The sequence below is a fragment of the Psychroflexus montanilacus genome (assembly GCF_020164535.1).
Taxonomy (GTDB): domain Bacteria; phylum Bacteroidota; class Bacteroidia; order Flavobacteriales; family Flavobacteriaceae; genus Psychroflexus; species Psychroflexus montanilacus.
Map to the genome: position 1 here is coordinate 293,507 of NZ_JAIQZC010000003.1, position 12,896 is coordinate 306,402.

15 protein-coding genes are annotated in these 12,896 nt (G+C 36.7%); 12 read left to right on the forward strand and 3 right to left on the reverse strand.

Going from position 1 to position 12,896, the window contains the following annotated elements:
* The first annotated feature begins 4 nt into the window (after positions 1 to 4).
* The 6 genes from LB454_RS10290 to LB454_RS10315 all read left to right on the forward strand — a co-directional run bounded on the left by LB454_RS10290 (position 5) and on the right by LB454_RS10315 (position 6,719).
* Complete coding sequence (locus LB454_RS10290) at positions 5 to 1,405, forward strand: arginine decarboxylase (RefSeq protein ID WP_224464583.1); 1,401 nt, start codon at positions 5 to 7, stop codon at positions 1,403 to 1,405.
* Positions 1,395 to 2,270 carry an agmatinase gene (gene speB / locus LB454_RS10295; protein ID WP_224464584.1) on the forward strand — a complete coding sequence of 292 codons (876 nt, stop codon included), beginning with the start codon at positions 1,395 to 1,397 and terminating at the stop codon, positions 2,268 to 2,270. The genes LB454_RS10290 and speB overlap by 11 nt, the downstream gene beginning before the upstream one ends.
* Positions 2,271 to 2,365: 95 nt before the next feature.
* A complete protein-coding gene (locus LB454_RS10300; protein ID WP_224464585.1) occupies positions 2,366 to 2,719 on the forward strand; it encodes a four helix bundle protein in 354 nt (117 codons plus the stop codon).
* Positions 2,720 to 2,951: 232 nt separating this feature from the next.
* Positions 2,952 to 3,920: a deoxyhypusine synthase family protein gene (locus LB454_RS10305; protein WP_224464586.1), complete on the forward strand. Its 969-nt coding sequence runs from the start codon at positions 2,952 to 2,954 to the stop codon at positions 3,918 to 3,920.
* A 220-nt stretch (positions 3,921 to 4,140) separates the two neighbouring features.
* The gene (locus LB454_RS10310) at positions 4,141 to 5,679 is read left to right on the forward strand and encodes a carbon-nitrogen hydrolase family protein (RefSeq protein WP_224464587.1); all 1,539 of its coding nucleotides are present in this window, start codon (positions 4,141 to 4,143) and stop codon (positions 5,677 to 5,679) included.
* Positions 5,680 to 5,801: 122 nt separating this feature from the next.
* The gene (locus tag LB454_RS10315; protein ID WP_224464588.1) at positions 5,802 to 6,719 is read left to right on the forward strand and encodes a M43 family zinc metalloprotease; all 918 of its coding nucleotides are present in this window, start codon (positions 5,802 to 5,804) and stop codon (positions 6,717 to 6,719) included.
* A gap of 50 nt (positions 6,720 to 6,769) precedes the next feature.
* On the opposite strand, the gene LB454_RS10320 is transcribed toward LB454_RS10315, so the two are convergent.
* From LB454_RS10320 to LB454_RS10330, 3 genes are read right to left on the reverse strand one after another with little or no spacing between them, the layout of a single operon-like run.
* Positions 6,770 to 7,258 carry a hypothetical protein gene (locus LB454_RS10320; protein ID WP_224464589.1) on the reverse strand — a complete coding sequence of 163 codons (489 nt, stop codon included), beginning with the start codon at positions 7,256 to 7,258 and terminating at the stop codon, positions 6,770 to 6,772.
* Between the two features lie 30 nt (positions 7,259 to 7,288).
* Positions 7,289 to 7,981, reverse strand: coding sequence for a zinc metallopeptidase (locus LB454_RS10325; RefSeq protein ID WP_224464590.1), 693 nt, complete (start codon positions 7,979 to 7,981; stop codon positions 7,289 to 7,291).
* Positions 7,982 to 8,039: 58 nt separating this feature from the next.
* A complete protein-coding gene (locus tag LB454_RS10330) occupies positions 8,040 to 8,561 on the reverse strand; it encodes a DUF5004 domain-containing protein (RefSeq protein ID WP_224464591.1) in 522 nt (173 codons plus the stop codon).
* A gap of 167 nt (positions 8,562 to 8,728) precedes the next feature.
* On the opposite strand from LB454_RS10330, the gene rplM reads away from it, so the two are divergent.
* The 6 genes from rplM (at position 8,729) to frr (ending at position 12,896) form a co-directional block, all read left to right on the forward strand.
* The gene (gene rplM, locus LB454_RS10335) at positions 8,729 to 9,184 is read left to right on the forward strand and encodes a 50S ribosomal protein L13 (RefSeq protein WP_224464592.1); all 456 of its coding nucleotides are present in this window, start codon (positions 8,729 to 8,731) and stop codon (positions 9,182 to 9,184) included.
* Entirely contained in the window at positions 9,185 to 9,571 is a 387-nt protein-coding gene (gene rpsI, locus LB454_RS10340) for a 30S ribosomal protein S9 (RefSeq protein WP_224464593.1), read from the forward strand.
* A 163-nt stretch (positions 9,572 to 9,734) separates the two neighbouring features.
* Positions 9,735 to 10,592 carry a 30S ribosomal protein S2 gene (rpsB, locus tag LB454_RS10345; RefSeq protein ID WP_224464594.1) on the forward strand — a complete coding sequence of 286 codons (858 nt, stop codon included), beginning with the start codon at positions 9,735 to 9,737 and terminating at the stop codon, positions 10,590 to 10,592.
* A gap of 80 nt (positions 10,593 to 10,672) precedes the next feature.
* Positions 10,673 to 11,494, forward strand: coding sequence for a translation elongation factor Ts (gene tsf / locus LB454_RS10350; protein WP_224464595.1), 822 nt, complete (start codon positions 10,673 to 10,675; stop codon positions 11,492 to 11,494).
* A 130-nt stretch (positions 11,495 to 11,624) separates the two neighbouring features.
* Positions 11,625 to 12,332: a UMP kinase gene (pyrH, locus tag LB454_RS10355; RefSeq protein ID WP_224464596.1), complete on the forward strand. Its 708-nt coding sequence runs from the start codon at positions 11,625 to 11,627 to the stop codon at positions 12,330 to 12,332.
* A 9-nt stretch (positions 12,333 to 12,341) separates the two neighbouring features.
* Entirely contained in the window at positions 12,342 to 12,896 is a 555-nt protein-coding gene (frr, locus tag LB454_RS10360; protein ID WP_224464597.1) for a ribosome recycling factor, read from the forward strand.

The following is a 12,896-nucleotide window of genomic DNA, read 5'->3' on the forward strand; positions in this document are numbered from 1 at the left end:
ATAAATGAACACAAAGTACATTGACTTAATCAGTCAAACCTATGATTTTCCCCAAGACGAATTTACTTTAAGTGACAACGAACTCAAGTTTCATGATATTGACCTTATGGGTCTAGTTGAAAAATATGGAGCCCCACTAAAGTTTACCTACTTACCTAAAATTTCTGAAAACATTCTCAGAGCTCAGAAATGGTTTAAAGAGGCAATAGAAAAACACGACTATAAGGGCAGTTACAATTACTGTTATTGTACCAAAAGTTCCCATTTTAAACACGTGTTGGATGAAGCTTTAAAGAATAATATTCATATTGAAACCTCATCAGCTTTTGATATTGATATTGTAAACAGCTTGAAAGAGAAAGGGAAAATCACCAAAGACACCTATGTGATTTGCAATGGTTTTAAAAGGGATCAATACGTTTCCAATATTGCCAATTTAATCAATAGCGGTCATCATAATTGTATTCCTGTAATAGATAATTACGAAGAGATAGCTTTACTTACCAGAGATATCGATAAAGACTTTAAAATTGGAATTAGAATCGCTTCTGAAGAAGAACCAAAGTTTGAATTTTATACCTCTAGGTTAGGGATTGGTTATAAAAATATTGTCCCGTTTTACGAAGATCAGATCAAAAATAATGATCAGGTTGATCTTAAAATGCTTCATTTCTTTATCAATACAGGCATACGAGATAACGCCTACTATTGGAATGAACTTCAGAAATGTTTACGCGTTTACACCAGATTGAAAAAGATTTGCCCAAGTTTGGATAGTCTTAATATTGGGGGAGGTTTTCCTATCAAAAACTCACTTGCTTTTGAATACGATTATCAATATATGATTGATGAGGTTATCAATCAAATCAAACTGACTTGCGAGGAAGAGGACGTTCCTGTACCGCATATCTTTACTGAATTTGGAAGTTTTACAGTAGGAGAAAGTGGAGGAGCTATCTATGAAGTTTTGTATCAAAAACAACAAAATGACCGTGAAAAGTGGAATATGATCAACTCTTCGTTTATCACTACATTGCCAGATTCCTGGGCGATAAGCAAACGATTTATCATGCTGGCCATTAACAGGTGGCAGGACAGGTACGAACGGGTTCTGCTTGGAGGCTTAACTTGTGATAGTGATGATTATTACAATTCTGAACAACATATGAATGCGATCTATCTTCCCAAATATGAGAAAGAAGATCCGCTGTATATCGGCTTTTTCAATACGGGAGCCTATCAAGAAACTATAGGTGGATTTGGAGGCTTGCAGCATTGCTTAATTCCAAGTCCTAAGCATATTTTAATACAAAAAAACGACGATGGAAGTCTGTCGACAGAATTATTTAGCGAACAACAAAAAAGTGAAGATTTACTCAAAATTTTAGGTTATCATGGCATCTAAAACAAATTATGCAGGAATTCCAGACAAGTATGCACGTATAGACGAGGCGAAAGTCGTTTTAATTCCAGTTCCCTATGATGGAACAAGTTCTTGGCAAAAAGGAGCAGATAAAGGCCCTCAGGCCTTCTTGGAAGCTTCGGAAAATATGGAGTTATACGACATAGAAACCCGGACAGAAGTTTACAAGAAAGGAATTTATCTGGCGCCTCCTGTGTCGGAGAATAGTTCGCCAGAAAAAATGGTGGAAGCTGTTCACAAGACCACCAAAAACTATATTGCTCAGGATAAATTCGTCACTATTTTTGGAGGTGAACATTCTGTTTCCATCGGCACCATCCGAGCTTTTCACGAGCAATTTCCAGATTTGACGGTTGTTCAACTTGATGCTCATGCGGACTTGAGACCTTCTTATGAGGGAAGTGCCTGCAATCACGCCTGTGCGGTTCATGAAGCTAGTAAAAAAGGAAATTTAATCCAAGTTGGAATTCGTTCTATGGATGAGTCAGAGTTAGAACATATGGATGAAAACCGTGTGTATTTTGCTCATGATTTGTATGAAGATTGGCAAGATGATGCTATAGGACAAATGACTCCTAATGTCTTTATTACCATAGACCTGGATGCTTTTGACCCATCAATTATGCCTTCCACAGGAACCCCGGAGCCAGGAGGTTTATTCTGGTACGAAACTTTGGAGTTTTTAAAAGATATTTTCAAAAAGAAAAATGTGGTTGGGTTTGATATCGTAGAACTTTGCCCTAATGAAGTCGATAAGTCATCCGATTTCTTGGCAGCAAAGCTGTATTATAAAATGTTGAGCTATAAATTCAAATATGAAAATGCTTCTGAAGACGAGGAGGATTAGATATTAGAAGTGAGATTTTAGATTTTTGATCTTTAGAGCAAAGAGAAAAGAACAAAGAGAAAAGAAAATAGAGCTTAGTTTAAAAAATATTTCTAATGGCTAAAAGGCATAACTATAAAAATTTAAATATTTGGAAGTTAGGCTTGGAGATTGCTTTTGAGGTATCGGATGTTATAAAAAAGTTCCCTTCTTTAGAAAGGTTTGCATTGTCCGATCAAATGAATCGTTGTTCTATATCCATACCCAGTAATATTGCAGAAGGCTCAGCTGGGAGTCAAAAAAGCTTTAAACATTTCATCAATGTTTCAATTGGGTCTTCTTTTGAACTTATTACACAACTTCTTATCGCAAAACATAGATTATATTTAACTGAAAAAGAATTTCAAGAGTTAGAAACCAAGATTGAACATTTCCAAAGAATGGCTTCAGCTTTTCAAAATCAGTTGTAGTTAGATTGTAGAAAAGAATATAGAACAAAGAGAATAGAAAAAAGACAAGAGAAGAAAGTGAAGAGGGCAGAGAACAAAGAGAGAATGCCAAGAATCTAAAATACAGATAGTTAGAGCAAAAAAAAGACTAAAGAAAATATTTATAGAGGTTATATAACCGTAGGTTTAACGATATAAATCTATGTTCTATTTTCCTTGTTCTTTTTTCAGAATCAAAATAAAACATAAACCCATGAGTAAACCCATTTCAGAATTTATAGAAAAATATTACTTACATTTCAATGCAGCGAGTCTTGTAGATGCTGCGAAAGCATACGAAAAGCAATTGGAAGGCGGTTCCAAGATGCTGGTTTCCCTGGCAGGGGCGATGAGTACTGCAGAATTAGGTAAGATTTTCGCCGAAATGATTCGTCAGGATAAAGTGCACATCGTGTCTTGCACAGGAGCCAATTTGGAAGAAGATATTATGAATTTGGTCGCTCACTCCCATTACAAGCGGGTCCCTGAATACCGAGATCTGACGCCGCAAGACGAATGGAAGCTTTTAGAAAAAGGATTGAATCGGGTGACGGATACCTGTATTCCTGAAGAAGAAGCTTTTAGACGTTTGCAGAAACACATTGTGAAAATCTGGAAAGATGCGGAGGCTAAAGGTGAGCGTTACTTTCCGCACGAATACATGTATAAATTGTTGCTTTCGGGAGTTTTGGAAGAGTATTATGAAATCGACCTGAAAGATTCCTGGATGTATGCTGCAGCAGAGAAGAATTTGCCCATCGTGGTCCCTGGATGGGAAGACAGTACCATGGGAAATATTTTTGCCAGCTATGTAATGAAAGGAGAATTGAAAGCGTCTACCGTAAAATCTGGAATTGAGTACATGACATTTCTGGCAGATTGGTACACCGATAACTCAAAAGAAGGCATTGGCTTTTTCCAAATTGGAGGAGGAATTGCAGGGGATTTCCCAATTTGTGTGGTGCCCATGTTGTACCAGGATATGGAACGCACGGATACGCCATTTTGGAACTACTTTTGCCAGATTTCAGATTCAACTACGAGTTACGGATCCTACTCCGGAGCGGTTCCCAACGAAAAAATTACCTGGGGGAAACTGGACATCGATACGCCTAAATTTATCATAGAAAGCGATGCCACGATTGTTGCTCCCCTTATTTTTGCTTACTTGCTGGAAATGTAAGCGCTCTTTTTAATTTGCTTTTTTTAAAAAGTGAACCTTATAAGCTTTAGAAATCATCTTCGCTTTGGACGCCTAATTCAAACGAAGATGATATGTAAAGCTCATTATCTATAGACTTTATGGCTAACTTTGCACAAGTTCAGTAGTAAAATGATATCCCTTTTCTATTCTGAAATTAATACCGGTCATATTTTAATTTTATACTTAAATCAACGCTTTTATGTCGACTGAAAATTCTCCAAAAATCGAACAAATTGAATTGAAATACCTTTCGCTCAAGGATTTTGAAGCCTTGAAGGAGGTGTTTATTGAAATTTATGGTGATGCTCCAGATGCTTACTGGCGTAAGGATGAGTTGCGAAGCTTGATGGATATTTTTCCTGAAGGACAGGTGGTCATTTTGGTTAATGGTGATCTGGCGGGTTGTGCTTTTTCTATTATTGTGGATTATGATAAGCTGTCCGATCAGCATACTTATGATGATATTGCCGGGGATGTGAAATTCAAGAATCACACAGAACACGGGGATATGCTGTATGGAATTGATGTGATTATCAAAAAAGAATACAGAGGTTTGAAGCTGGGAAGGAGACTTTACGATTACCGAAAGGAATTGACGGAACAGCTGAATCTAAAAGGAATCGTGTTCGGTGGCAGAATCCCAAATTACCATAAGGTTTCCAGTAAATTGACGCCGAAGCAGTACATCCAAAAAGTAAGGACCAAAGAGATCGATGATCCCGTGTTGAATTTTCAATTGTCTAATGACTTTAGACCGGTGAGAATTTTGTCCAATTATCTCGATGGGGACAAGGATTCTAAAGAGTATGCTGTCTTGATGCAGTGGGATAATATTTATTTTGAAAAAGAATCTAAAGCACCTTCCAACCAGAAAAGTGAAGTACGTCTAGGGCTAGTGCAATGGCAAATGCGGTCTTACAGGAGTTTAGAGGAGTTATTGCATCAGGTGGAGTATTTTGTAGAATCCTTGTCGGGTTACCGTTCCGATTTTGCATTGTTTCCCGAGTTTTTCAATGCGCCTCTGATGTCGAAGTACAACCATTTGAGTGAGCCGGAAGCCATACGAGAATTGGCCAAATATACTGAGCCTATCAAAAGTAAAATGGCAGAATTGTCTATTGCTTACAATATCAATATTATTTCTGGAAGCATGCCAGAAGTGATTGATAATAAACTATACAATGTCGGTTATTTATGCAGACGCGATGGGAGCATAGAGCGCTATGAGAAAATACACGTCACCCCGGATGAAGCTAGGGTTTGGGGGATGCAACGTGGAAGTGAGTTTAAAGTATTTGACACCGATTGTGGTAAAATTGGGATCTTGATTTGCTATGATGTTGAGTTTCCGGAGTTATCTAGAATTCTGGCTAAAGAAGGAATGGATATTCTTTTTGTCCCATTTCTTACCGATACGCAAAATGGATTTTCCAGAGTGAAACTTTGTGCGCAGGCTCGGGCGGTGGAAAACGAATGTTACGTGGCAATTGCAGGAAGTGTTGGTAACCTGCCAAAAGTGCATAATATGGATATTCAGTATGCGCAGTCAGCGGTGTTTACTCCTTCTGATTTTGCATTTCCAAGTGATGGAATAAAAGCGCAAACCACCCCTAATACAGAGATGATCCTCATTGCTGATGTCGATCTACTAGCCTTGAGAGAATTGCATAATTTTGGGAGTGTAAAGAATTTGAAAGATATCCGGAATGATCTTTATACCTTAGACCGTAAAAATTAAATTTCTAAACTAAATTTGAAATCGGTTATCATTGTTTTTATTCCTTGATTTTTCAGCTTATCCTTAAAAATCATCAAGAAAACTTATCTTAGTCTACATTTTTAAGGCAAGATATGTGTAACATGATACTGTTATTTAGTATTGTTGGTTCATTTTTTATAAGTGATCCACCTGATTTTAGTATTGAATCTAGCAACTTTTGCATTTATGATTCAGGTGAAATTGAACATAACATGAATCAGTGTAAGCCCAATCCAGCCTATTCTTATTCGACAGATCCTCATGATTTGAGTGATTTTTCTGAAGTTGTTATTCCAATCGTTTTTTGGGGGATTAATAAAACAGACGGTAGTAATCAAGATCCGCTCACTAAAGCAAAGGTTCAAGAGTCATTAGAACTTCTTAACTCAGCTTTTGCTGAAATGAAGATTTGTTTTGAACTAAACGACTTAAACTATATCGATGATTCTGAAATCTACTGGTCAGACTATTATAAATTTAATAAGCACGTTAAAAAGAATTACCCTGTTTCAGATGAAGTTTTAAATATTTACGTTCCGTATAGGTTTACCAATAACAATAATAATTTGAGAGGGGGAAAGTGGTCTTCAAATCAAATGTCGGTGAACATGCTAAACTATAAAACTGGAATTTTACCTCATGAAGTTGGACATATTCTTGGACTTTTACATACGCATACCGGAGAGAAAGCTATGAATTGTGAGCATATCACCAGAGATGAAAATGATCTCAGCTACAATGCCAAATGTACAGGTGATAGAGTGACAGATACCAATGCCATGCCTAATTTGTATCGATATTTTCATTTGATAAATGAAAATTGTGAATATGAGGGTGATTTAAGAAACTGCGAAGATTTGCCTTATCAACTTACAGAAGAGGATATAAGAAATTTTATGGGCTATACCCAACATTCCTGTCGTTCTACTTTTACAGTTGGACAGGGTATAAGAGCTAGAGAGTTTATTGAAAATTCACAGAAATCTGGTAAACTGGGTTTCGTTTTTCAAAAAAAATAGGCGTTATCGAATTATCAATAACGCCAATTTTTTTTACAGTTGTAACGGGATTAATCCGCTTTGCCAACGATCGAATAGTATTCTGTTGGTGTTTTTACTTTTATATATTCATGGTCTCTCATGACGTGACAGGCATTGCAGCTTTGCCTCATAGCCTCATATTTTTCATCAAATAGAACCTTGTTATTCTCTTCAATGGCTTTATTTATTTCTGGAATGGAAACTGTTAAAAATTGAGAAGCAGCTTCGGTATGTTCTGGTCTTCTTTCTAAGCCTAGCTCAATCGCCTCTTCCATTTCGTGCACGTGGTGTTCTGCATAACCCCAGTTTTCATTTTCACCAGCGACATATAGTTCTTTGAAACGATAACTCACTTCCCACATAGCTTTACCAAAACCCTGAAAATGATCTTCGATGATTTCAACTTGTTCAGTCTCATCGCCTTTTATCCACTTTCCTTCAACAGGTTCTTTATCATCCGACTTTTTATTACAACTGACTATTAAACCGCTTAAAAGAACTAGATAGACATACTTCATAATTTATCTTTTTATAAATGTACTAAGATTTTAATCCCTTCCCAAATATATACTCAAGAAGTAAAGTAAAGTGGCGAGTGATCCAATAGCAGCAACAACGTAAGTTCTAGCGGCCCATTTTAAAGAATCTTCAGACATTTTATACTCGTTTTGATTCACGATATTTTGATCCTTTAGCCAGGCAAGCGCTCTGTTACTGGCATCGTACTCTACTGGTAAGGTAATGAAGCTAAAAAGTGTTCCAAGTCCAAACATGATGATTCCTGCCAGTAGTACCATTTGGCCAACACCTGCAGACACCATTGTCATTAATATAAGACCTCCAAAAATCACCCATTGGCTCCATTGAGAAGCAACACTTACTATAGGCACGAGCTGGCTGCGCATTTCCAGCCAGGAATAGGCTTTGGCATGTTGTACAGCGTGACCAACTTCGTGAGCTGCAACAGCTGCTGCCGCTGCATTCCTTTGGTTGTAGACACTCTCGCTCAGGTTGATTGTCTTTTTGGTAGGATGGTAATGGTCTGTCAATTGACCAGGAGTCGAAATGACTTTTACATCATAAATCTGGTGGTCTTCAAGCATCTTCTTAGCGATTTCTGCTCCACTCATTCCATTCTGAAGTTGAATTTTGGAATATTTCTTAAACTTACTTTTCAACTTATTGCTCACATACCAGCTAACTAGCAGTATGGCTCCAATTAAAATATAATATCCAAACATGGTTTTACTTTTTAAAAACTAACTCATCAAAAAATCGACCAAAAACAAATTTGTCAGTCTATTTTTCAAAAACAAATTCTAAAAATTCTAAATCTGAATTTTCGTTAGAATTATTTTCCAAATCCAGATATTCACTTACCTGACTACTGGTAATTGTAAATTTCAATTGATTGTTATTCAACTCTACATTCACACTTTCCGTTGTTGTAGAGTCATCAATTGTAGTTGTGGCTGTCAATATATTGTTATCTAATGTATATATACCTGTATTTAATGTGTCTCCGCAATTTAAGGTTTCATTGTTTTCGCCAGTAAAATTGATTTTGGGATAAGTAAACTGATAAGTATCATCTTCAAAATTTACAACCATACCATCAAAACAAGAAGTTTCCTGGGTTAAATCTATACTCGAATTACCATCGTTATTAAGATCTACAGGTTCACTTGCGTTAAGCTCATTTAAAAACCATTCACCTTGAATGTCACCCTGGGTTAGTGGTTGAGGTGTAGTGTCATCATCGTCACATGAGATCAATACACTTGCTAAAATAAGGATGATAGAGTAACTAATTAGTTTCATAATTTAAATATTTTTGCTAATATAAAAGATAAGTGGTTGAGCCAAAAGCTGCTTAACAAAATATTTGAGAGCATAGCTTGCTATATAAATTTATAATCGTAAATTTGCACCCTTATTTTCAAGACATTGAGGATAAAAGGAATGTTTAATTATTTAAAAATTTAAGTGTGGATACATTAAGTTACAAAACGGTTTCAACCAACAAAGCCACTGCAGATAAGCAATGGGTTGTAGTTGATGCCAGCGGACAATCTCTTGGACGTGTAGCTTCTATTGTTGCCAAACTTTTGAGAGGTAAGTATAAGCCTAGCTTTAGCCCTCATGTTGATTGTGGAGACAACGTCATTGTTGTGAACGCAGAAGAAGTCAACTTGACAGGTAAGAAGTGGGACTCAAAAGAGTATATCCGACATACTGGATATCCTGGTGGACAGAGAAGTTTAACAGCTCAAGAAGTATTTGACAAGAGCCCAGAGCGTCTTGTAGAAAAATCTGTAAAAGGCATGTTACCTAAAAACAAATTAGGAGCAGATTTATTTAGAAATCTACGTGTTTTTACAGGGGCTGAGCACAATTTAGCTGCTCAACAACCAAAAGAAATTAATATAAACGAACTAGTGTAAATGGAGACAATTCACAAAATTGGCCGTAGAAAAACAGCTGTAGCTAGAGTTTATCTTTCTGAGGGAAAAGGTGAAATTACCGTTAACAAGAAAAAAGCTAACGAATATTTCACAACTGGTCCTTTGCTTTACAAAGTTAATCAAGCTTTAACTTTGACTGGTAATGAAGACAGATTTGATATCAATGTAAATGTCTTTGGTGGTGGTATCACTGGACAAGCAGAAGCGATCAGACTGGCATTATCTAGAGCAATGTGCGAACTAGACCCAGAGAACAGAGCTACTCTAAAACCTGAAGGATTGCTTACAAGAGATCCAAGAATGGTTGAGCGTAAGAAATTCGGTCAGAAAAAAGCAAGAAAGAAATTCCAATTCTCAAAACGTTAATCGAGAATTTCATTCACAAATTGAAATTATTAACAGTTCAATTTTTTGTTGTTATTCCGCATCATGCGGAAGTTAGTTTAGCATCTAAATGAATAAGGCCAATGCAAACAAATTGCCACTTATTTATTGCTATCCCAACAGAAGAACGTAAACTAAAACAAAAATGGCAAATCAAATAGAGGTCAAGGACTTACTTGACGCTGGTGTTCACTTTGGACACCTTACCAGACGATGGAATCCAAACATGGCGCCTTATGTATACATGGAGCGTAATGGAATTCACATTATCAACTTATACAAAACGGTTGCTAAAATGGAAGAAGCTGGTGCAGCACTTTCTAAAATAGCAGCAAGCGGTAGAAAAATTCTTTTCGTCGCTACCAAGAAACAAGCTAAAGAAATAGTAGCTCAAGAATCTTTGAGAGCTCAAATGCCTTACATCACAGAAAGATGGCCTGGAGGAATGTTGACCAACTTTGTCACCATCAGAAAATCTGTTAAGAAAATGGCAGCTGTAGACCGTATGAAAAAAGACGGAACTTTCAATTCGCTTTCCAAAAAGGAAAGATTGCAAGTAGACAGGATGAGAGCTAAACTCGAAAAGAACTTAGGGTCTATTTCTGATATGTCTAGACTACCTGCAGCAATCTTTGTTGTAGATACTTTGAGAGAGCACATCGCAGTAAAAGAAGCACAAAAATTAAACATTCCTGTGTTTGCAATGGTGGATACCAACTCCAATCCAAGAGATGTGGATTATGCTATCCCTGCAAATGATGATGCATCTAAATCTATTCACAAGATCATGTCTTTTATGGCAGATTCTATTCTTGAAGGTCTTAATGATAGAAAAGACGGAAAAGACAATGCTGAAGCTAAACCAGCGAAGGCTAAGAAAGAAAAAGCTGCTGAAGAAAAACCAGCTAAAGCTGATACAAAAGCTCCTGTTGTTGAAGAAGTTCCTGCTGACAAAGCAGAACCTACTGAACCAGCTGGTGAAGAAAATAAAGCTTCAGAATAATATAGATTTAATAACATCAAATCGCTTAAGTCTATCTTAAGCGATTTTTATATTAACACAAAATATAAAAACATACGATCATGGCAAAAATTACGGCTGCTGAAGTCAATAAACTGAGAAAAAGCACTGGTGCTGGGATGATGGATTGCAAAAAAGCTCTTGTAAAAAGTGAGGGTGATTTTGATAAAGCTATCGAAATATTAAGAAAAAAAGGGCAAAAAGTTGCTGCTAAAAGAGCGGATAGAGATTCATCTGAAGGTGCAGCTATCGCTGTAGTGAACGAAGATTCTACGAAAGGTGCTATCGTGTCATTAAACTGCGAAACAGATTTCGTAGCAAAGAATGATTCATTTACAAAAATGGCAAATGACTTTGCTCAACTTGCTCTTGGTGTCGATACCAAAGAAGAATTGTTGAAACTTGATTACAACGGCATTACTGTTGGTGATAAACTGACAGAGCAAACAGGTGTGATCGGTGAAAAGATTGAAATTGGTGATTTTAGAATTTTGAAAGCTCCTTTCGTAGGTTCTTATATCCATGCGGGTAATAAAATTGCTGTTTTGACAGGTTTGTCTAAGCCTGCTGATGGTGCAGAAGAAGTGGCTAAAGAAGTTTCTATGCAAGCAGCTGCTATGAACCCTGTAGCTTTGAATGAAGAAGGTGTAGATCAATCTACTATCGACAAAGAGATAGAAATTGCTAAGGATCAACTTAGACAAGAAGGCAAGCCAGAAGACATGCTAGATAAAATTGCTAAAGGAAAAATTCAACGTTTCTTTAAGGATAATACTTTAGTAAATCAGGCATTTATTAAAGACAGTAAAATTTCTGTAGCTCAACACGTGAAAACATTGGGTGACGTAGAAATAGTTGCTTTTGAAAGAGTAGCACTAGGTTAATTCCTTTACATATATTTAAAGCCTTTTAGTGAATTCTGAAAGGCTTTTTTTATGCTCAAAATTGAAGTCAATATCTCATTTTTTCGTATGAGATAATCCTTATATTTGCAAAACTTTATTCTAAATTATTATGCAGTATAAGCGAATTTTACTCAAACTATCAGGAGAAGCTCTCATGGGTGATCGTCAATATGGTATAGACCCCAAGCGGTTAGACGATTATGCTAAAGAGATTAAAACAATTGTTGATAAAGGAGTAGAAGTAGCTATAGTCATTGGTGGGGGGAATATTTTTAGAGGTATTTCTGGCGCCAGTAAAGGTATGGATAGGGTGCAAGGCGACCATATGGGAATGCTGGCAACTGTTATCAATGGTCTTGCTTTACAAAGCTCATGTGAAGATAATGGCATGCAAACCAGACTTCAGTCCGCGATCAAAATTAACGAAGTCGCAGAGCCCTTTATCAGAAGGAAAGCGATCCGACATTTAGAAAAAGGAAGAGTTGTTATTTTTGGAGGAGGAACAGGTAATCCTTATTTTACAACAGATTCTGCCGCTGTTTTAAGGGCTATTGAAATGGAAGCTGATGTCATTTTGAAGGGGACCCGTGTGGATGGAATTTATACTTCAGACCCAGAACGAAATACAGATGCAACAAAATTTGATTTTATCAGTTTTGATGATGTGTTGAGAAAAGGACTAAAAGTGATGGATACCACAGCTTTTACATTAAGTCAAGAAAATCAATTACCGATTATAGTATTCGATATGAATACACCTGGAAATTTGTTGAGAATCATTTCCGGAGAAAATATTGGAACGAAAGTGAACTTATAGAATATAGATATGAACGAAGAAATAGAATTTATTATAGATAGCGCCAAAGAGTCTATGGAACAGGCTATCAAACACCTTAAGAAACAGTTGGTAAACATCAGAGCCGGTAAAGCTAATCCGTCTATGCTGTCTTCTGTGATGGTAGAATATTACGGTACCATGACGCCGCTTAACCAGGTAAGTAATGTGAATACGCCTGATGCTAGAACGCTTACTATTCAGCCTTTTGAAAAAGCGATGATTAAGGAAATTGAGAAAGGCATTATGAATGCTAATCTTGGATTCAACCCGATGAATAATGGGGATAATGTGATCATCAACGTGCCGCCACTTACAGAGGAAAGACGTGTTCAGCTATCTAAGCAAGCTAAAGCTGAAGCTGAGGAGGCTAAAATAGGGGTGAGAAATGACAGAAGAAATGCTATGAATGATATCAAAAAAGCAGATCTTCCTGAAGATGTCCAAAAAGACACTGAAGAAGAAGTCCAGAAACTGACCGATACTTATATTGAGGAAATCGATAAAATCTACACCAACAAAGAAAAAGAAATCATGACCGTATAA